This is a genomic window from Paenibacillus zeisoli, assembly GCF_003994465.1.
Taxonomy (GTDB): domain Bacteria; phylum Bacillota; class Bacilli; order Paenibacillales; family Paenibacillaceae; genus Fontibacillus; species Fontibacillus zeisoli.
Genome location: NZ_RZNX01000007.1, coordinates 15,049 through 34,855 on the forward strand (window position 1 = coordinate 15,049; position 19,807 = coordinate 34,855).

At 48.5% G+C, this 19,807-nt stretch carries 17 protein-coding genes and 1 riboswitch; of the genes, 7 read left to right on the forward strand and 10 right to left on the reverse strand.

Annotated features, from left to right (window positions below; genetic code table 11):
- Window positions 1–565: 565 nt before the first annotated feature.
- Together EJP77_RS15130 and EJP77_RS15135 are read left to right on the forward strand one after the other, a co-directional pair.
- A complete protein-coding gene (locus EJP77_RS15130) occupies window positions 566–1,168 on the forward strand; it encodes a DedA family protein (RefSeq protein ID WP_127200091.1) in 603 nt (200 codons plus the stop codon).
- An 83-nt stretch (window positions 1,169–1,251) separates the two neighbouring features.
- Window positions 1,252–1,334, forward strand: a riboswitch (ZMP/ZTP riboswitch).
- 51 nt (window positions 1,335–1,385) lie between these two features.
- Window positions 1,386–2,552, forward strand: a complete 1,167-nt coding sequence (locus EJP77_RS15135; protein ID WP_127200092.1) for a phosphoribosylaminoimidazolecarboxamide formyltransferase — start codon at window positions 1,386–1,388, stop codon at window positions 2,550–2,552.
- Between the two features lie 181 nt (window positions 2,553–2,733).
- Here EJP77_RS15135 and EJP77_RS20945 read toward each other — a convergent pair whose 3' ends face one another.
- The 3 genes from EJP77_RS20945 to EJP77_RS15155 all read right to left on the reverse strand — a co-directional run bounded on the left by EJP77_RS20945 (window position 2,734) and on the right by EJP77_RS15155 (window position 8,848).
- Window positions 2,734–6,732 (reverse strand): family 14 glycosylhydrolase, encoded by a 3,999-nt coding sequence (locus EJP77_RS20945; RefSeq protein WP_246021903.1) that lies wholly within the window; start codon window positions 6,730–6,732, stop codon window positions 2,734–2,736.
- Between the two features lie 248 nt (window positions 6,733–6,980).
- Window positions 6,981–7,814 carry a sugar phosphate isomerase/epimerase family protein gene (locus tag EJP77_RS15150; RefSeq protein WP_127200093.1) on the reverse strand — a complete coding sequence of 278 codons (834 nt, stop codon included), beginning with the start codon at window positions 7,812–7,814 and terminating at the stop codon, window positions 6,981–6,983.
- A 41-nt stretch (window positions 7,815–7,855) separates the two neighbouring features.
- Window positions 7,856–8,848, reverse strand: coding sequence for a zinc-dependent alcohol dehydrogenase (locus EJP77_RS15155; RefSeq protein ID WP_127200094.1), 993 nt, complete (start codon window positions 8,846–8,848; stop codon window positions 7,856–7,858).
- A 200-nt stretch (window positions 8,849–9,048) separates the two neighbouring features.
- On the opposite strand from EJP77_RS15155, the gene yunB reads away from it, so the two are divergent.
- Window positions 9,049–9,777: a sporulation protein YunB gene (gene yunB, locus EJP77_RS15160; RefSeq protein WP_127200095.1), complete on the forward strand. Its 729-nt coding sequence runs from the start codon at window positions 9,049–9,051 to the stop codon at window positions 9,775–9,777.
- Between the two features lie 97 nt (window positions 9,778–9,874).
- On the opposite strand, the gene EJP77_RS15165 is transcribed toward yunB, so the two are convergent.
- Window positions 9,875–10,924 (reverse strand): M23 family metallopeptidase, encoded by a 1,050-nt coding sequence (locus tag EJP77_RS15165; protein WP_425464254.1) that lies wholly within the window; start codon window positions 10,922–10,924, stop codon window positions 9,875–9,877.
- 142 nt (window positions 10,925–11,066) lie between these two features.
- Here EJP77_RS15165 and lipA point away from each other — a divergent pair, with 142 nt between their 5' ends.
- Both lipA and EJP77_RS15175 read left to right on the forward strand, forming a co-directional pair.
- Window positions 11,067–11,996 carry a lipoyl synthase gene (gene lipA / locus EJP77_RS15170; protein ID WP_127200096.1) on the forward strand — a complete coding sequence of 310 codons (930 nt, stop codon included), beginning with the start codon at window positions 11,067–11,069 and terminating at the stop codon, window positions 11,994–11,996.
- A gap of 24 nt (window positions 11,997–12,020) precedes the next feature.
- On the forward strand, window positions 12,021–12,596 hold the full coding sequence (locus EJP77_RS15175; protein ID WP_127200097.1) for a YutD-like domain-containing protein: 576 nt from the start codon (window positions 12,021–12,023) through the stop codon (window positions 12,594–12,596).
- Between the two features lie 26 nt (window positions 12,597–12,622).
- Here EJP77_RS15175 and EJP77_RS15180 read toward each other — a convergent pair whose 3' ends face one another.
- The 4 genes from EJP77_RS15180 to ylbJ all read right to left on the reverse strand — a co-directional run bounded on the left by EJP77_RS15180 (window position 12,623) and on the right by ylbJ (window position 17,665).
- Window positions 12,623–14,089 (reverse strand): S41 family peptidase, encoded by a 1,467-nt coding sequence (locus EJP77_RS15180; protein WP_127200098.1) that lies wholly within the window; start codon window positions 14,087–14,089, stop codon window positions 12,623–12,625.
- A gap of 23 nt (window positions 14,090–14,112) precedes the next feature.
- A complete protein-coding gene (locus EJP77_RS15185) occupies window positions 14,113–15,285 on the reverse strand; it encodes a stalk domain-containing protein (protein ID WP_185897367.1) in 1,173 nt (390 codons plus the stop codon).
- A gap of 280 nt (window positions 15,286–15,565) precedes the next feature.
- Entirely contained in the window at window positions 15,566–16,369 is an 804-nt protein-coding gene (locus EJP77_RS15190) for an NAD kinase (protein WP_127200100.1), read from the reverse strand.
- Between the two features lie 66 nt (window positions 16,370–16,435).
- Window positions 16,436–17,665 carry a sporulation integral membrane protein YlbJ gene (gene ylbJ, locus EJP77_RS15195; protein WP_425464255.1) on the reverse strand — a complete coding sequence of 410 codons (1,230 nt, stop codon included), beginning with the start codon at window positions 17,663–17,665 and terminating at the stop codon, window positions 16,436–16,438.
- Between the two features lie 470 nt (window positions 17,666–18,135).
- Between ylbJ and EJP77_RS15200 the strand changes: the two genes are divergently transcribed.
- Both EJP77_RS15200 and EJP77_RS15205 read left to right on the forward strand, forming a co-directional pair.
- Window positions 18,136–18,522 (forward strand): globin domain-containing protein, encoded by a 387-nt coding sequence (locus EJP77_RS15200; RefSeq protein ID WP_127200102.1) that lies wholly within the window; start codon window positions 18,136–18,138, stop codon window positions 18,520–18,522.
- Between the two features lie 29 nt (window positions 18,523–18,551).
- Window positions 18,552–19,250 (forward strand): DUF2225 domain-containing protein, encoded by a 699-nt coding sequence (locus EJP77_RS15205; protein ID WP_127200103.1) that lies wholly within the window; start codon window positions 18,552–18,554, stop codon window positions 19,248–19,250.
- Between the two features lie 80 nt (window positions 19,251–19,330).
- Here the strand turns inward: EJP77_RS15205 and EJP77_RS15210 are convergent, their stop codons facing one another.
- Together EJP77_RS15210 and EJP77_RS15215 are read right to left on the reverse strand one after the other, a co-directional pair.
- Window positions 19,331–19,564 carry a hypothetical protein gene (locus EJP77_RS15210; RefSeq protein ID WP_127200104.1) on the reverse strand — a complete coding sequence of 78 codons (234 nt, stop codon included), beginning with the start codon at window positions 19,562–19,564 and terminating at the stop codon, window positions 19,331–19,333.
- Window positions 19,561–19,722 carry a YycC family protein gene (locus EJP77_RS15215; protein ID WP_127200105.1) on the reverse strand — a complete coding sequence of 54 codons (162 nt, stop codon included), beginning with the start codon at window positions 19,720–19,722 and terminating at the stop codon, window positions 19,561–19,563. Before EJP77_RS15215 ends, EJP77_RS15210 begins: the two co-directional genes overlap by 4 nt.
- Between the last annotated feature and the right edge of the window lie 85 nt (window positions 19,723–19,807).

Below are 19,807 nucleotides of genomic sequence, written 5' to 3' on the forward strand. Positions count from 1 at the left end.
AAGCCGATGGGTTGTCGGCTTCTATTTTGTTTTTACTTGTAGAATCAGGCTATTTACATAAGTACGAAAGTAGTTGGGCTTGGCGGAAAACATATTAAATATACCAAAGCAGATCGTAAATATATATTGGGAGTGAATTTTCTAATTGAGGAAAGATCGTAGGTTCTATATGAATGTTGTTTTATGAACATTGGTTGTTTTTGCGCTTATCGCATTTATCTTATTAGTTTTGTTTGTTATGTTTCTTCTAGCAGATCCTAAAGGAATTTAAGGAAATACACACGGAAATTAAAGATAGTTTTCAAATTAATTATAAACAGGCAAAAGAGCAATGGCAGGATTCGATAAAGCTACCTTGTTCAATCCGAGCGGTATGGCGGTTTAATTCCCCATCTGAATCCATACGTGAAGAGGGGCTTATCTCGAACAAGCATCTTATTAAACCCGAAAATTCCAACAAAGAATTGGTTAAAGTAAAGAAGAGGATAGAACACATTTCTCTCCTTCACTTTCACACATAACCAACATGCCAAGTTGATGGCATCAAGAGAAGGAGTCCATCCAGATGCTCCAAGACAAAATCTTTTATCTCATCGCACATTATGGTTATATCGGAATCTTCGGAACACTGGTGCTCGGGATTATTGGTCTGCCCGTACCCGACGAAGTCCTGATGACGTATTCGGGATATCTCATCTCCCAGGGGAGACTGTCGTATATTCTGACCCTGCTGGTCGCGGTGGTGGGCAGCTTTGCGGGAATGAGTGTCAGTTACTTCATTGGACGGAAGTTCGGGTATCCGCTGCTTGAGAAGCATGGCCGGAAAATTCGGATTACCAAGGAGAAGCTTGATCATACCCGGCGCTGGTTCAAGAAATTTGGCAAAATCGGCCTAACTTTGGGCTATTTCATACCTGGTGTTCGGCATCTCACGGCTTATTTTGCCGGGATCAGCGGATGGCGTTACCGTACATTTCTCTCTTATGCTGCACCGGGGGCGATATTATGGGCGTTCACTTTTATCACACTTGGAACTTATCTTGGCAAGCATTGGCTGGCGGTGACCGAAGCCATTCATAAGTATGTGCTGCTTGGCTTTGTGCTGCTTGTTCTGGTTCTCATCCTGATCTGGTATCTGAAAAGAAAACCAAAAACGAACCAAGCCTAAGGCTGTCAGCAGCCTAGTCATCGCATAGGATCACCTTGATCCCATAGGGATATTTTGGTAAAATCAACCTTGTATACAAGACTGTTACCATGTGCTACTGGCGATGAAACGTGGGTCACCACGGGGGAGCTCATGGATATATAAGCCGTTCGCCTGGGCAAAGTGTTTGATCTAATCAAACACTTTTTTTTATTTGCTATGAAAGGGTGAAGGACAAATGGAAGAAATCAAAATGCGGTATGGGATTAACCCGAATCAAGGGAACGCAAGAGTCACATCGCCGGGGAAGCTGCCTTTCAGGATTCTTAATGGTGACCCAAGCTACATTAACTTACTCGATGCACTTAATGCTTATCAGCTTGTAAGAGAGCTCAGATCAGCCATAGGGCAACCTGCGGCAGCCTCCTTTAAGCACGTAAGCCCTGCTGGAGCGGCTGTGTATAGTCCCTTAAATGATGAACTGGCTGAGGCTTATGGGGTTGCTGGTATAGAGCTGTCACCTCTGGCTGTCGCCTATGCGAGGGCAAGGGGAACGGATCGCATCTCCTCCTTCGGGGATTGTGCGGCTCTAAGTGATCCAGTGGATCTTTCTACTGCCAAATTGCTGAAAAAGGAAATTTCCGACATGATTGTGGCGCCTGCGTATGATGATGATGCCCTAGAAATTCTCAAGGCCAAGAAAAAGGGCAAATACCTGATTATTGAGATCGATCCCGATTATGAGCCGGGACTGATAGAGGAGAGGACTTTATTCGGGGTTAACCTGGTTCAAGACAGAAACAATAAGGTAATCACCGAGAAGACTTTAGACAATATAGTAACTGAGAACAGGGACCTTCCAGACTCCGCGAAGAGAGATCTGTTAATTGCTGCAATCACACTGAAATACACACAGTCCAATTCGGTATGTTTTGCGAAGGATGGGCAGACGATTGGCGTGGGAGCAGGGCAGCAATCCCGTATCCACTGCACAAGACTCGCTGCATCGAAGGCAGAGAACTGGTATCTGAGGCAGCATCCAGCTGCTCTAACCATGAAATTTCGCGCGGGGATCTCACCTACGGAGAGAAATAACGCCATAGATAAGTGGCTTTGTGACGATCTTACCGTACCTGAGCGAAAAGCTTGGGAAGAGTGTTACGAGGAAGTACCTCATAGGCTTACTCCTAATGAAAAAAGAGAGTATTTGACTGGACTGCAGGAGGTATCGTTTGCATCAGATGCTTTCCTGCCTTTTCGGGACAATATTGACCGGGCTGCACTAAGTGGGGCCAAATACATTCTGCAGACGGGTGGGTCGTCACGGGATAAGGAAGTTATTGAAGCGGCCAATGAATACAGTATGGTTATGGCTTTCTCAGGAGTGCGGTTATTCCATCATTAAGTTAATCTATCAAGACAATTTCTATCATTAAGCAGTCTTATTTAAAAAATTAACAAGCAACCCCCATCCAATCCCGGATGGGGGTTGCTTGTTACATGTAAGCTATCTCAACAAATACTTATTGTAGTCCTGACAATGCAATCCACTAAGAGGAGAGGAGGGATCTCTTAACCTCGCCTAATTAGCTTGCCTTCGCCAAGATTTTCACTTCTTTTGGTCCCAAGGTTACGTTAATCGAACCGTTATTAACCTGTACCGAATCCGAACCTAATTGATTCTTCAGGCTGGTTCCGTTACCCAGGTTGTCAATCCCTGAAACCGTGCGGGACGCCGTGCTCCAGGAGTTGTTGATGATGACAACCACTTCATCTCCGTTGTTGGAGCGCTGGTAGCTGTAGAATGCACCATCAGCCAGCTTCTCCTTCTGGGAGCCGTTTTGCAGAGCCGGATGGCTGTTGCGAACTGCATTAATCTTGGCAATGTATTTGTACAGATCATGATTTGGATTCTGCACAATATCCTTACGGTTATCCGGATCTTCTCCGCCTTCATATCCAAGTTCAGTTCCCTGGTAGACAATTGGAATTCCACGTGAAGTCAACAGGAAGCCGAGTGCCGCCTTCAGTTGTGGCCATTTATCCGAACGGTTGCTAGGATTGCCGGAAGCCTCATTCAGGAATCGCTTCACGTCATGGTTATCCAGGAATATGCCGTTAAGCTTAGCGTCACGGTAGCTGCCGTCTTGATTGTAACGGTCTCTGATCTTGGTTGTAGAATCATCATGACCGAACACATCTCTAATCGTGTAGTACATAGGGAAGTCGACTACCGCATCCAGATAGTTGGTGTAATCGCCAATTTTATTGGGATCACCGTCCATAACTTCACCCATGGTAAAGGTGTTGGCAGCTGTATCAAAATCCTTCAGGAACCATTTTGGTACGTGCTTGGCCGTGTCTACACGCAGGCCATCGACTTTTGTCTCGCCAATCATCCATTTAATCCAGTTCTTCAGTTCATTCGCGGCAGCTGGGTTCTCTTGGTTAATATCGTCAAGACCAGCAACGTCACCGTTCTCGATTTTCCATTGATTGTTAGTATCGTAATCTGACTTAGTAATTGTTCCGTTGTGGTGATACCAATCAGGATTATTGAATGGAGCCTTAGCTATCCCGTCATACGGTTGGAAGTCACCCGTGTGGTTCGGAACCACATCGAGCATAACCGAGATTTGCTTGCTGTGAGCCGTGTTCACAAGTTCCTTCAGCTTATCCATCGTTCCCAAATGTCCATCTACAGAGTAGAAGTCATAAGTATGGTAGCCGTGGTAGGCATAGGCGCTCTTCTGTGCGGTTACCGGTGTAATCCAGATCGCTGTAAAGCCCATGTTCTTGATGTAATCCAGCTGATTAATAATCCCCTGGAAGTCCCCGCCATGCCATTTCGTAAGATCGTTCTTGTCAGATGCAAAGCCGTCAGCGTTATCGTTCGACGTATCTCCATTACTGAACCGGTCGGTCATGATAAAGTAAATGCTTTGTTTGCTCCAGTCGGTGGTGCCTGTGTTACCGCCCAGATCTGGTGTCCCGGATGTTATTGTGCCTGCGGCCCCGTTAGAGCCTGGTGTGTAGGTGGAGATTCCTTGGCTGAAGAAGTAATTGTTCGTGTTGTTGCTGTCCCAAGTACCGCTGCCGTTATTAAAGGCGGCTTCGATACGGGAAGCTGATCCGAGAGGAAGTGTGATCTTAGCGTAGCCAGGGTAAGCCGCTTCGGCGTCTGCCATTGCGGAACCTGGAGCTGTAGTCCAGGTTCCCCCTTCTTGGCGATAGTGGATGTACGGAGTAGTGAAGCCTTTTTTGTAGTAGATTGTAGCGGTGGTCTTACCATCTGGCGCACCAGGAGTAATTGTTCCAGCGGCTCCGTTAGCACCCGGCGTGTAAGTAGAAGTTCCTTGGCTGAAAAAGTAGTTCTTGGTGTTGTTGCTGTCCCAAGTCCCACTGCCGTTATTAAAGGCAGCCTCGATACGAGTAGCTGATCCGAGAGGAAGTGTGATCTTGGCGTAGCCAGCTACTTCGGAATCCGCCATAGCGGAACCTGGAGCTGTAGTCCAGGTTCCTCCTTCCTGACGGTAGTGGATGTATGGAGTGGTAAAGCCTTTTTTGTAGTAAATAGTAACGCTTGCGTTATCAAGTTTGCCCGGCGCGCCAGGAGTAATAGTTCCAGCGGCTCCATTAGCACCCGGCGTGTAAGTAGAAATTCCCTTGCTGAAGAAGTAATTCTTCGTATTGTTGCTGTCCCATGAACCGCTGCCGTTGTTGAAAGCGGCTTCGATGCGGGTTGCGCTTCCCAGCGGCAGAGTAATCTTGGCATAGCCAGGATAATCCGACTCGGCATCTGCCATTGCAACGCCTGGTGCCGTAGTCCACGTTCCGCCTTCCTGACGGTAATGGATGTATGGAGTAGTGAAGCCTTTCTTATAGTAAATAGTAACGGATGCATCACCTGGATTTATAACAGGTGCCCCAGGAGTAATGGTTCCAGCGGCTCCGTTAGCGCCTGGCGTATACGTGGAAGTACCTGTACCGAAGAAATAATTCTTCGTATTGTTGCTGTCCCATGAACCGCTGCCATTATTGAAAGCGGCTTCCAATTGGGTAGCTGAACCGATATCCACTGTGATCTTACCGTATCCAGGGTAATCTGCTTCAGCATTTGGAATGGCTACGCCCGGAGCCGTAGTCCAAGTTCCGCCAGCTGGGCGGTAGTGCAGGTAAGGCGTAGTGAAGCCTTTTTTGTAATAGATCGTTACTTTATTTCCATTCGGATCAACGATAGGCTTGGCATGACTAATTACGTATTGCTTGAAGCCCGCCATATTGCTTGTAGGAGAACCATCCTGGTTCACGAGATTTGCGAAACGCAGCAGAGTAAAGCCATTGTAATTCCATCTCGTAATCTGTTGTTCGATTTTCTGGAAGTCGCTTGTAGGCAGCGCATTCTCTCCGTTAAGACGAACGCCCTTGGCATTGGCTATGGAAGAGATGGTGTCCACGAGCGTGGATGGCTGTGAGTAATCTGGTGCTATACCGCTATCGTGCATTTCCAGAGCAGTGAAAGTGAGATCGAGATCGCTGTCTTTGAATTTCTGAACAATTTTATTGTAATCGTAGTACCCTGCGGCATGCTCGGCACTGTGCGGAGCCGATGCATTATTCATTTGCCAATGGATACCGGAGATCTTCGCACCGATACGTACACCGAATACAGAATCGAAATTCGTGTGTGCAGCTTTGGCAATCACACCAAGATGATTTTCCAGAACTCCTTGATACCAGGACAGGAAGTCTTTACCGTAAGCCGTGTTATAACCGCCAGTTGAATAGAATGAATCCCCGTCACTTGGAGGGTTAATTTGGCTTGTACTTGTCAATTGAAGACCCCATGCTTGGTTAACTCCACTTAACGAACCGTACTTGCTAATCATTGCGGTTCTGAAAGCATTCTTGGCAGTATCCGTATAGACCTGGAATTTCCCACGTGCCGGATAGCTCCAGCCTGCTGCCTGATAGTAGGACGGGAAGCGAAGCTCACCGGATGGTCCGCCGCTCAGGTAGATCTTGGCGATCAGCCCCTTGTAGCTTGAGAAGTTGGAGGCGAAGGAAGCGTACAGTTCGTTGTACTGCTGGCTGAGTCCGCTCCAGAAAGGGGAGAGGGCTTCGTTGTTCACATAGCCGGTCTCGCTCTTGAATTTCATTTCATCTGCAGTGCCCTTGCTCCAGAGCCAGGATGGAATCGGAATATTGCAATCATCCCCTGGATTTCCGCCGCAAGCATGTGTGGAGAGGATAGGAACCCATTTGAGGCCCGAAGCACTCACCGCATCCGCATACTGCTTGTAGTAGCTCCAATCAAATTGATTGTCGCCAGCAGCTTCTACGTCTCCCCACCATACATCGGTTGTAAGGGCGTAGACGCCGTTGTCCTTAAGTGTCTTGAGCTGGTTCTTGAACGCATTCCAGTCCGTGATCTTAGTTAGCGGAGCCATGACAGAAGCCTGAAAGTCATTCGCTACTTCAGCTCTCGCTGTGTTCGTGAATGGAGTCAGGAAAGTTGAGAAGATCAGTGAGAAGATTAAAGTAAATAAATAGCCTCTTTTCATTGTAGCCTTGGTAACGTGCAAATAGATCATCCTCCTCTTGATATGAATCAGGCTTGGAACAAGGTTTCAAAGAATTTGGAGTGACGGGCAGAGCAGCCAGCCATTCGATGACAAAGGGACGGGAGACTCACACGTGTGTTCAAGCTCCGTGTGCAAACGTTTACACTAATAGTCTAAGGGGTTCGCAATCGATAAACAACGTAATAAATTGTTGAAAAAGGAGGATTATATTGACGGCAATAAAAAAGACCCTATATAGGGTCAAGGGTTTATAGCTCAATTTGAAGGCTTGCTGCGGTCTCGCGGATAAAGGCTGCGGCCTTGCGGTACTGCACCTCATCCGGAAGATGCTCAATGATCAGCGGCGTATCAGGATCCAAGCGGCTTAACTCGCTTAGGAATACCTTATAATCCAGTGCGCCTGTACCCGGCAATACCTCTTCAAGATGAACCGTTAAATTGCCGCCAAGGCGAATATCTTTCGCATGTGCGCTTTTGATATAAGGTCTCAACTTAGTGAAGAAATCCGTGATCATCTCGGCATTTCTGTAGTAGATTCTAGGACTTGCAATCATATTTACCGGATCAAGATGAACGGCGAACTGCTCACGGTCAATAGCTTTGACCAGAGCAAGATACGTATCCGCCGAGTCTGGAAGAACCCAAGGCATGGTCTCCAGAGCGTAATAGGCTGACTTTGGCTTTACCGCATCAATAATCTCTCTTACCGTGTCCACAATGAGTGAGAAGGTGTCGTCAGAGAAATTGTCCGGGTGGGGACCATCCCACTGCGCTCCCCGAGAACCGGCAATGTTGACGCAGACTCTGGCTCCGATGCGCTCAGCAAGATCCAACTGGGCCTTGCAGTATTCCAGGGCCTTACAGCGTACTTCATGATCCGGGCTGATCGGATTGCTCCATGCACCGACTTCGGCAATAAGAAGGCCGTGATGCTCAGCGGCTGCACGATATTCCTGAATAGTGGTATCGTTCTCATTGCTTTGAACCGGGCAGACCGCTGCGCGGTACCCTTCCTGCCTAATCGCCGCAGCCCAGCTTTGCGGGTCCGTATTCTGAATAAAGACTTGTCCTCCTAGTCTCAATGCCGATCACTCCTTTTAATATAATCCTCACACCTGAAAGATCAGCGGACCACAACCGCTTTAAGCAGCCCATCACTGCATTCGATAACCTGGCCAAATGTTGAAGGAAGCTCCTTCAATTGAAATGTATGTGTAACAAATGCCATAGGATCAATCGATCCCTGCAGCATTAAATTCTGAACATCGGCTCCATCCTGCATGGTGGAGTACAGCGAAGCTGACAACGTCAGATGTTTATGAATAAGCTCGCTTGAGCTAATCTCAACCTGGGCACCTTCACCGATCACGACCAGAGTACCGGCCATTCCCAGAACCGAGAAGGCGAGTTCATATGAGGATGGCTTGCCTGAGCATTCCAGGACATAGTCGGCACCTTCAGGCCCTATCCATTCTAGCAAGGAATTAGGCGCCCCTTCAGGGAGAAGTGCAAGATCAGCTCCCTGCCGGATAGCCGCATCCAGTCTTGTCTGGACCGGATCTACTGCTGCCACTCTGGTCCCCCGAAGCTTGGCTAGTGTGATGGCAGCAAGACCGATCGGTCCACAGCCCGTAACCACAACACAGTCACCTTCGCCCATCCCTGTCCGCTGCAGGGCAGAATAGGGGGTTCCCCAATTGTCGAAGATCAAACTGCCTGCCTCATAGCTTATAGCGTCATCCAGCACCAGGCAATTTCGTTCTGGAACCGCTATCATTTCTGAAAATCCAAATCCCATATGCGTAATTCCATGAGCACAGCGAACAAATTGTCCCTGCCGGCAGGCCGGGCACTCCCCGCATCCCCGGACATTATTGACAGCTACCCGATCTCCGGGGCGAAGATGCTGCACCCCTTCACCAATCGAGACCACAATCCCGGCTGCTTCGTGTCCTGCTACATAGTCTGAAGGCTCCTGCACATGCCAGAACCATTTGTCCGAACCGCAGATTCCGCACGCCTTGACTTCAACGACAACCTCACCGGTACCGGCCAAAGGCTGCTCCGCATCTACCACTCTCAGATCCTGGGGCCCAAACGCCTTAACCTGCTTCATGCTGATTAACCTCCTTGATGTAATAGGTTCTCATCTTAAATATATAGGATTTGTACAGATAAATATAGATTAGCCAAATGGACCCTATCCGCCGGGTAGAGGTCTTGTTCTTCTTTTTCAGAGCTGTCCCGCATAACTTATATGAGATGAATCATTCCGTACAGTTAGTGAAGATTGACCGCTAGTAGGGGGGCCTGTCAGTGTGGAGAAGACGGCGGAGATGGCACAGTCGTAGGCAGAGAAAGAAGTTCAGCAGACGAAAGGTCTGGCTGATCTCAGTAATTATTGTCATTGTGTGCGTGATGCAGTTCTTCTTGTATGTCGAAAGTCAGATGAAAGAGCCTATCAGCAATTTGGCCAAAGTCCGGGTCAAGCAGATTGCTACAGAATCTATCAATGAGGCCATCACGGCCCAAGTGAAGGACCAGAAGCAGTTCGATGACTTAATTGAGTGGAAGACCGATGATACGGGCAAAATAAAAGGTTTTGTCCTCAACTATTCGGCTCATATGAAAATCACCTCGGATACCATTCACACGGTTCAGTCCACCTTGGACCGAATCTCCAAGCTGTCCGAGAACATCCCGCTCGGTCAAGCGCTGGGGAGTCCGATTCTTGCTTCCTTTGGTCCCAAAATTCCGTTCCGTATTGAACCCAAGAGTGATGTGAAGGTCGATCTGAATACCCGAAGACAAAATGCGGGGATTAATATGATTCTGGTCGAGGTGTATTTGCGGGTGAAGACCGAGGTATCGGTCGTGGTTCCATTTGATATGGTTCCTCAATCTGTAGAGACCGAGATTCCTGTCTCCTATCTGCTGGTTGTTGGCGATGTGCCGACTTATTATTATGATAATAACGGCAATCCGGTTGGAGAGAACAGCCCGAATGCGCCGAATATTACGCTTCCAGCGAATCCTTCGGGATAAGAGGGAAGGGAGCCGGCGCTCGTCAGAGATCCTTATACCGCCCACTGGACTTTAGCCGCAAAACAAGGGCCGCCCCAACTAAGGGACGGCCCTTGTTTTACTTTTTACGAAGGCGGGCTCTTTCAGCATACTCCCATTTCTTTAATAGAGGGTATGGATCGAAAGCCCACTCGCTCCGGCCATTATCGCGGTATATGCCGAAATGAAGATGCGGCGGGAATTTGCCTTGAGTACCTGGAGGGCCGTAGCCGCTGCTGCCTACCCAGCCCACGACTTGGCCTGGTGTCATCATATCACCTACATTTATATTCTTCGCATATCCGCTTAGATGAGCATAGTAGTGGTAGCGGTTGTTGAGGTCCCGGATTCCAATCCGCCATCCGCCGAATGGATTCCAGCCCTTAATCTCCACAATACCGTAGCAGACGCTTCGAACAGGAACTCCATAGGGAGCGAACAAGTCGTTGCCCTCATGAATTCGAAAGCCTCCCCAATGCCTTGAGTTGCCCCAGGTATCATTGTAGCTGTACATACTGGAGATTGGCAGCGGGAATGCATTCTCGAACAGATCCAGCCGATCGAAAGCTTTGTATATTCGGGCAAATTGGCTGATCCGCTGAACAGCCCGGTCATTCTGGTAGTATTTCCATAAAGCAATGCGGAAATCGTCCTCGGCATAACCAAAGCTGTTGATATACCGCCCCATAGTAAAAAGCGCATCCCTGTCGTTCTTCGGATCTGCAATCCCGTCGCCGTCTGCGTCTTTCCCCATCCCTCCGAACAAAGCAATGGATAGGGGATTCGTATCCTCAGGCTGCGGGTTCACCCAGCCCGACCAGACAGGAGGGAGAAAAGATATCCGGGTCAATCGATTCTCGGACTTAGCCTCTTTGGAGTTAGGTGTAAGAGTCCTTTCATACTGGTCTACTGCAGCAAGCCTATACCAAGGTATATGCAAGAGGCTGCCCATCTCTTCGTAGAGCTGTCGCCGGGCGAGGAAAGAGTCCTGCTTCGCAGTATCTTTAGTCTTGTCCTTGGCTTCTGCTGCCATAGCCCGGGGAGATGGAGCGATCCAGACCAGGGCAAGAATCAACAAACCCAGAAGAATAGAGCGGACCTGACTCCCTAATGAACTTCTGTTATTCACGCTGTATGTCCTCCTCCTGCTGCCTGAGGGGTAATAATTCAGGCCGTAAGTCTGATTCCTTTAATGTGGAACAAGTTACGTTATTTTATTCTGAGAAGTATTTCAATTACTTTCATGGTATAATAATGGGCAGAAATATGGATTGAACTATAAAAGAAGGAAGGTCAGACCCTTGTCTAAACAAGTGAAAGAGCCAAAACCGGATTGGATTCGGATTAAGCTGACTACCGGAGAGAACTACCAGGACATCAAAAACATGATGCGTTCCAAAACACTACATACGGTGTGCGAGGAAGCGCGCTGTCCAAATATATATGAATGTTGGGCTAACCGTACCGCTACCTTTATGATTCTGGGTGACATTTGTACACGCGCCTGCCGTTTCTGCGCTGTCAATACAGGGATGCCGACAGAGCTTGATCTTCAAGAGCCTGAGCGCGTAGCCGAAGCTGCGGAGAATATGAACCTGCAGCACTGCGTAATTACCAGCGTGGCCCGTGACGATCTTAAGGATGGGGGAGCGCAAATTTTTGCAGGCTCCATTCATGCGATCCGCCGCCGTCTGCCCCTGTGCAGTGTGGAAGTTCTGATTCCCGATTTCCTTGGGGATACGGAATCCTTGAAGATTGTTATGGATGCGAAGCCGGATATCCTGAATCATAATATCGAGACGGTGGAACGGATGTCTGACCGGGTTCGGGCGAAAGCGAAATACCGCCGCTCACTCGAGCTTCTGAAGAAAGCGAAGGAAATGCAGCCGGAGATTCCAACGAAGTCCAGCATCATGCTGGGTGTGGGTGAAGAGTGGGATGAGATTCTTCAGGCTATGGACGATTTGCGCGAGGTGAATGTCGATATCCTTACGATCGGTCAATATCTGCAGCCTTCTCCGAAGCATTTGGATGTGGAGAAGTATTACCGTCCTGAAGAATTTGTGAAGCTTAAGGAAGAAGGATTGAAGCGGGGCTTCAGCCATGTGGAATCCGGACCTCTTGTCCGCAGTTCTTATCATGCCCATGAGCAGGTGAAATCTGCCAAGAGCAATAAGGAAGGCATTCACACGACAGCTTAAGGGGAATAGAGGGGGAACGTTCTTTTGATCCAGGTTAATGGCAAAAGCTACGAAGTTATTCAGGAGAACCGAAATGGCTGGGATCCTGAGGCGTTTAAACAAAGATACAGCGATGTACTTGAGCGATATGACTATATTATCGGGGACTGGGGCTATAATCAGCTGCGTCTGAAGGGATTCTACCGGGATAATCATCCCAAAGTGAACAAGGACTCTTCGATTTCCGGGATCATGGATTATATTAATGAGTACTGCAATTTTGGATGTCCTTATTTTGTGCTTCAAAGAGTCAAGGATGTTCCCCGTGAACCGCAAGCGGTGATCAAAGATTCATCCGAACCGAGAGAACAGTCCGCGGACAAGCTCGGGAATGAGCCCGAGCAGCCGAAGACAGCCCCGAAACCTGCACAGGTTCAGGGCCGTGTTAAAGAGCAGGTTGATCCGCCGGCACAAGCAGCTGAGCCATCGGCACAGGCTGTTGAACCACCAGCACAGGCAGTTGAGCCACCGGCCAAGAGTCAGACCGTGCAGGACGGCGCGGTGCAAGCACCAGACCCATCCAAGGATGCGCAGCCGAATAACAAAAAGGTTCCCGAATAATCGGGAACCTTTTTTTTGTGGTTGATTTATGGGGTGCTAAGCGTTAGCTTGTTCTGGCTATAGCTCCATTTTAACGAAGGGTACTTCTTCACAAAGGCATGAATCTCAATATAGCTCTCTTGATTCTGGAACACTACTTGATTGGATGCCACGGTGAAGCCATTACGCTGTCCTCTACCGTCAGTTACGATGATCTTCTTGTCCTTCGCGTTCCAAGCCACTTCTCCTAGTACCAGCGATGTCAGCACACGTGCCGGAACATAGATGGAGCTGCCTTTCTTAATCGTGTCCAGTGTCCCGCTAAAGGACTTTCCGTTCACGCTTAGTGAATGGTTATCTCCGCTGATTTTCATGGTCTTCATCCCGGCAAGAGAGAAGGCGGTAATCAGCTGAGCCGTACTGTTCTTCACTTCAAAGTCGGGCTTAAGGCCGATTTTGTTGAAATCTTCCTTGCTTGGGGTCAAGTATTTCTCTGTAGTCAGCTTGAGCGCATCTCCGTTGGACAGGGAGATCACATTCTGAATGCGGGCTTTACCGTAAGTAGTTGTTCCTACCGTGGTAGCTACGTGGTTATCCCGCAGGGCGCCCGTTAGAATCTCGGAGGCACTGGCACTGTTCTCATTCGTAACCACCACTACGGGTACTCCGATCTTTACGCCATCTGTGATGGTCTGGGGAACTAATAATCCACTTTGATCCTGGGTGTACATTAGGATACCTTTGTCTATAAAATGCTTCGCAATATTATTAGCGGTATCAATATAACCGCCCCCATTATCACGAAGATCCAGAACCAGTGACTTCATGCCAGAGGCTTGAAGCTTGCTTAGGGCATCGGCAAAATCCTCATCCGCATTCTCTGCAAAGCTGGTCAATTGGATATAGCCGATCTTGCTGTCCGTGATTGCCGCATTCACGGTAGGCAGGAAGATTTCGGCACGGGTCACTGAGAAGCTTAAGGTTTTGCCGCTGCGCTGTACGGTAACTGTAACCTGGGTGTTCTCCTCGCCGGCCAGACCCGCTGCGGTATCGGGTCCCGTCACTGCCTCGCCGTTAATCCGGGTGATCACATCCCCGGCTTTGAGACCGCTCTTCTCCGCAGGTGAGCCGGATATTACACTGTCTACATACAGCTTGTTGTTATCAAAGTACAAAGTGACACCGATGCCTACATAATCCTGGTTGATGGAATCCTGGAACTGCTTCAGTTCATCTGCGGTGAAGTAGGAGGTGTAGGGATCATCCAGCTGGTAGATCATACCTTCAATGGCTGCCCGAATGAGCTCTTCCCGCTTAACGCCTGATACGTTGTGAGCACTAATGTAGTCAAGCACTTCCTGAATAAGCTGGGTATCGGAAGCCTGGGTGGCTTCCGTAGTCCCGGTAGTGGCTGTCTGCTGGCTATCGGCGGCAAATGCAGCTCCTGGAAGCAGTAGAAGAGAGAGGGTAAGAGTTGTACTGATAAGTGCATTTCGGATTGATAATTTAATCATAGATTATTGACTTCCTTTACTAATTATTCAGCCAATGTAAAAGTATCTGTAATCAGCCAGCTGCCTGATTTGGATTTGCCCATAACATAGACGTACTTATAAGTCTGCTGATAAGTTTCGTTATCTGCCTTAACGGTCTCATTCTCCTCTACATATACGGCGGCTTCTTCTGCCGTGTAGTTGATGATTTTGACGGTAGGAGTGGTAGATTTGAATTCATACTCTTTGAAGTAAGAGGTGATATCGCTCTTGAAATCATCGGTCGCAAGACTTGGATCGAGTGTTGAGAGCATACCGTCCAGATTCTTGTCATTAAAGCTCTTGATGTAGGTATCAATGAGCTGCTTAAGGCTGGTCTCATCACTGGATGGGACAGTAATGGATTTGGCCAAGGTATCTTGTGAGACAAAGTAGTCTACACGCTGGGAACTGAAATCATAAATCTTCCACGAACCCTCTTCCTTCACCAAGGTGTACACATAAGTAACCCGGGTGTCCGGGATATAGATGCCTCCGGTGCGGGTAGCTTCTTCGGTGGTCTGGACAACGGCCTCTCCCATTCTTTGATCGAGATTCACGATCTTGAGGTCCGCTAGTTTGCTGAATTGAGGATAATCCTCTGCCTCCTGCCGAAGGGAGTCTACACTATCCTTGATTGGGGAATCCGAAGAAGCGAGATCAGCTACTTTGGCAATGTCTTTATTGTTAAAGTAGGCGATGCTTTGGTTCAGCACGGTTCGAATCTGCTGCTCATCGAGTGCAACGGATGCGGCCGTATGAATGTAGATGGAACTCGAGTCACTGTCCCACTCCACATCAGCGCCGGATGCTTCTCCAATGAACCGGAGGGGAATGTAGGTAGTACCTTTAACGGTGACTGGGGTGGTAGAAAGCTTCTTGACGACTCCGTTAACGGTGGCCCGGTTGCTGCCGATCGTCAGGCCGATTGCAAGACCGTTCTTCTTTCCTGTTACCGTCTGTGTTTTGGCATTCCAATCCACTTTAAGTCCGAGCTTCTCGAAGAGGGCCCGAAATGGGACAAGGGTCGTGCCTTGTTGGGTATAAGGTGCTCCAGCGGAGAAGCTGATGGGGCTGCCATCAATATAGACTTTGATCGTCTTGGAAGCAGCAGAGGCCGGTAAAGATAGGGCCAGAGATAGAGTAAGGACAGTTAGTGCGGAAGTAATACGTTTCACGAAATTAAGCACTCCTTGAGGTCAAATGAAAGCAGATAGACTCGTTATACCACTGCTACGCGCTAAAGTCTACGATTATTTTTGTATATATTTCCATACTCAGCAAATAGAGATTAATATAGGCTATGCTCAGAAATTCCGGAATAAAACAATCACCTTAAGATCGTTTCACACCGCCGTATTACGTGTAATTCAATAGTCCAACTCATGCCACTTTGGAATAACAAAAAGCCAATGATCACAGGATCATTGGCACAGCATGTACATGCTCTAAACCTATTTAGCCGAGAAACGCGTTGCGAACCCGGTTCCAGAAAGGAAAAGGCCGATAACGGATAAAGCTAACTTTCTGCTTGGCAACCTGGCAGCGAACCGATATCAGATCATCGACAGGGTGGTTGATATGATCAATGGTCAGCAGCAGCCGCTGATCTTTCCGGGAATAAATATCGCAGTGATGATGCTTGGGCAGCACCAGCGGCGATCCGGCAGTCCGGAATACCCGGTTGTTAATTGAGGCGATTTCGGTAATCTGCAGTGCTTCGATAGAAGGATGAATAATGGCCCCACCGAGGCTCTTGTTATAGGCTGTGCTTCCGGCAGGGGTCGAGATACATATTCCGTCACCCCGGAACATCTCGAACTGCTGGTCATTAATATCCACCTGTGCAACGACCGTACCATCGACTCCTTTGAGAGTGAACTCATTCACGCAAATATATGACGAAGTCCCCGACTTCTTCTGTACCTGTATATCGATCAGAGGATAGTTCACAATTCGGGGTCTTGGCTGTTCGGGAGTCTTGTGACCTACCATAAGCTGAATCAGCTCAGGGATTTCATTGGCCTTCCAGTCGGCATAAAAGCCGAGATGACCCGTATGAATCCCGACAAATGCGATGGAGGGAATCCGGTCAATAAAAGTATGGAAGGCATGCAGCATCGTTCCGTCTCCACCAATAGAAATCACAATTTCGGGGGATTCGGCATCCATTTTAAATCCATTTTCGGCCGCCAGCTTATGAAATTGCTCACTTAACTCGACAGATAATTGATCTCCGCGGTCAAGAACGTAATATCTCAAGATGAAAGCTCCTTTGCCTTATGTCTTGTACCGATCATAATCAATTACAGGACAGAAAACAATGTTTCATTTCCATTTCCAGGCCTTTCTTTTGTTCCGTAGATGCTGAATGATCCGGATGATAACGGACAAAATAAGCAGTAGAGATAAGGCTTGCAGGGTAAGAAGAATAGCTGAGGGCAGTCCGCTCCAGCCTGACTGGAAGATGGACGAATCCTCGAAGCTTTGAAACACCTCGGTATCAGGACCTGTGAGCGGCCACAGGAATAGGACCATCAGCGAGGCAAGCACCCCGTGAACCAATCTTGCCAGCAAAAAGGGGAAGTAGCGCAATCCGGTTCCGTTAAGTATGCTCGCAATTTGGGCATGAACTGATAAGCCGGCCCAGGACAGGATGAATGCGGCGGCGGCTGCCTTGAAGGCCAGTGGAACAGAGGCGGGAACCGCAGCGGCAGATTTGGCGCCAAGTGTAACCTCAAAGCCTCCTCCTACAAGAGGTTCCGCAAGAGCGGGAGGTAGGTGGAGAATAGAAAGGACCTGCCGAATCAGCTCATACAGCTGAGTCATAAGACCGGATGCACTGAGAACCTCCAGCAGTACGGAGAAGACGACTACAAGTCCTCCTACGACGGTCATAAGCTGCAGTGCAGAGACCACGGACTGCTTTAGCTGCTCGCCAAAGGTACGGTCATCACTAAGCCGTGCTTCATGCATGGCTTTCACAGCCAGGCGGAAGCTGAAGCCGGACCGGGCTGCAGCTGCCGCAGGGCTGGGGGTGGCTCTGGGTGCATGGAAGCGCATGAGAAGTCCTACAATGAAGGAGCTTCCATAATGAGCCGCAGCAAGAGTTCCGGCGAGCTGCGGATTATGAAAGAATCCTACAGATACAGCTCCGATCAGGAAGATCGGATCGGATGTGGTCGTAAAGGCGACCAGCCGCTCCCCTTCTTCGCGGGTAATCAGCTGTTGTTCACGGAGCTTGGAGGTTAGCTTGGCGCTGACCGGATAACCGGAAGCCAGGCTCATGGCCGCCACAAATCCACCGCTGCCAGGGATACGGAATAGGGGCTTCATCAGAGGATCCAGGAGCATTCCTATGAAATGTACGATACCGAAACCGAGCATCATCTCTGAAATTACAAAAAAAGGAAAGAGGGACGGGAACAGCACGTCCCACCAGATAGCGAGCCCGCGGACTGCCGCATTCCAGGATGAATCCGGAAACGCGAGCATAAGCCCGAATAACAGGGTTAAGCCTATTAACAGGAGCAGAACGCTCCATTTTTTTAGAAACATGCGCATAGGGCCCCCTCAATAATTGCCTCAGCTTATAAATTAGACATATGAGATCCTATGGACAAACAGTACAAAAAACCTGAGAAAGCGATTTCAGAATGGGCTGTTTTTTTTGCAGGGTTATGATAAAATACAAATACAAGAAGCGCCCGACCTTTCGGCCTGAATTTAATTCATATGGATGGAGTGATGGATATGAGTTTTGTTGCCGGTGTTCTCGTATGCGCCTTTGTGTATGTTATACGCGCCTCTCTTGTCCATTCCGGTGAAGAGGACTGGCGAAGCTACTAACCAACTGATCGTCATCAGGACGCTAATCCCTATTAGCGTCTTTTTTTGCATATTGGGATGGGCGCACATCAAGGCCCGTTTTTTGGTATAATGGTACTGTGCAACTAGGGGAATGAACATGAGGATTCAGTTCTTTGTTCATGCCCTACAGATCTTAGAGGGAAGTTGGCGAGAATTAGATGAATTTCAACCCAAGTCTGTCTATATATGAGAATCTTGGCGGTGAAAGCACCCTGCGTAAGCTGGTTGAGGCTTTCTACCCGAGAGTACAGGCGGAGCCTCTGCTGGGACCTTTGTTTCCCGAGGATATTACACCTGTTATGGACAAGCAGTTTATGTTCCTGTCCCAATTCTTCGGTGGACCATCACTGTACTCTGATCAATATGGACATCCGATGATGCGTGCAAGGCACCTGCCTTTTCCAGTTACTGAAGAACGTGCGGAGGCGTGGCTTTCCTGTATGGCTGCTGCACTGCATGAGATCGGGGTAGAGGATCCGCTTCAGGCTGTTATACTACAGCGTCTGTCGGGACCTGCTCACCATTTTATAAATACTCCTAGTTAAATGGAATAAATGAAGGGGAGAATGGCACATTGGAATTAGAGCCGCTCTATACAATTAAGGTAACCTGTATTCAATGCGAACATGAATTTACAACATCAAGGGTTAGACCAAGCTTCAAGCGAGCTGTTAAGACGGATACTGATTTCTGCCGGTATTATGCCAAGGAGAACCCTGATTTTTATGTAGTACGAGTGTGTCCCTCATGCGGATTTGCTTTTTCCGAGAATTTTGACGAGCGTCTGAAGGATGCCCAGCGGGCCGAATTTAAGAAGCAGATTGGCAACCGGATTGTGCTCCGTGATTTCGGTGGTTCAAGGGACTGGGATACCGCGCTTGAGACTTATAAGCTCGCGCTTCTCTGTGCCCAGGCCATTCAGGAGAAGGAACGGATTATTTCCAGTCTGCTTCATCATATTGCTTGGCTTTATCGTTACAAAGACCTTAAGGATCAGGAGAACCGTTTCCTCCGCTTTAGCCTTGAATCTTATATTCGCGTGTATGAGCTGGAAGGAGCCGGAGCCAATGATGCCAGACTCATGTACCTTATTGGGGAGCTGAACAGGCGTCTAGGCCAGTATTCAGAGGCAGTACGCTGGTTCTCACGTGTAATTAATGACAAGAAAATTATGGATGCAGCCATGATCCGGGCTTCTCGTGAACAGTGGCAAGTGCTGAGAGAAGATATGCTGGCTGCCAAAATGGAAATTCCCGAGGAAATGCAAGGCTAACCTCACACTCATAACAACAGGGGAACCGCCGCACCTTGCGGCGATTCCCCTGTTATTCAATAATTTTGTAGTAGTAGGAACTATTTACGAACGACCGTGTTCGTCAGAAGATAGTCCGAGTCACTATCGAGGATGGTGAGCCGGGTATGGCAGCATGGGAAGACAAGAAGCTTCTTCTTGCCTTCGCGGACGCTTAGAATTTCGTGTGGTTTCATGGGTAACAGAACATGCTCACTGCCGCAGAAAGGACACTCCTGTACATAAATGTCACCCATCACAATATCATAGGGAAGTGCCTTCTCGAAGGGAATCATGATTTCGGTTTATCCGCTGAACCTGCATCTTCTTTCGCAAGCTCGCCAATTTTTTGCAGTAAAATATGCTGCGGCATATGCATAAGGTTCTCCAAAGGTACTCCGAGTTTCTCGGCTAATTTAACAGCGGTTTCGGCTGAGATTTGTAGTGGTTTCATTTGGCTCCTCCTTGTGTGCCCTGGGGGCTAATATAATAGTTATACACTTTTGGCCTCTAATCAATCAACAGATATAGAAGGGATG

Coding starts and splice junctions, on each gene's coding strand:
- EJP77_RS15130 (WP_127200091.1), top strand. CDS start 566: ATGCTCCAAGACAAAATCTTTTATCTCATCGCACATTATGGTTATATC.
- EJP77_RS15135 (WP_127200092.1), top strand. CDS start 1,386: ATGGAAGAAATCAAAATGCGGTATGGGATTAACCCGAATCAAGGGAAC.
- EJP77_RS15155 (WP_127200094.1), bottom strand. CDS start 8,848: ATGAAGCAGGTTAAGGCGTTTGGGCCCCAGGATCTGAGAGTGGTAGAT.
- EJP77_RS15180 (WP_127200098.1), bottom strand. CDS start 14,089: ATGATTAAATTATCAATCCGAAATGCACTTATCAGTACAACTCTTACC.
- ylbJ (WP_425464255.1), bottom strand. CDS start 17,665: ATGTTTCTAAAAAAATGGAGCGTTCTGCTCCTGTTAATAGGCTTAACC.
- EJP77_RS15200 (WP_127200102.1), top strand. CDS start 18,136: ATGAATTTCAACCCAAGTCTGTCTATATATGAGAATCTTGGCGGTGAA.
- EJP77_RS15210 (WP_127200104.1), bottom strand. CDS start 19,564: ATGATTCCCTTCGAGAAGGCACTTCCCTATGATATTGTGATGGGTGAC.
- EJP77_RS15215 (WP_127200105.1), bottom strand. CDS start 19,722: ATGAAACCACTACAAATCTCAGCCGAAACCGCTGTTAAATTAGCCGAG.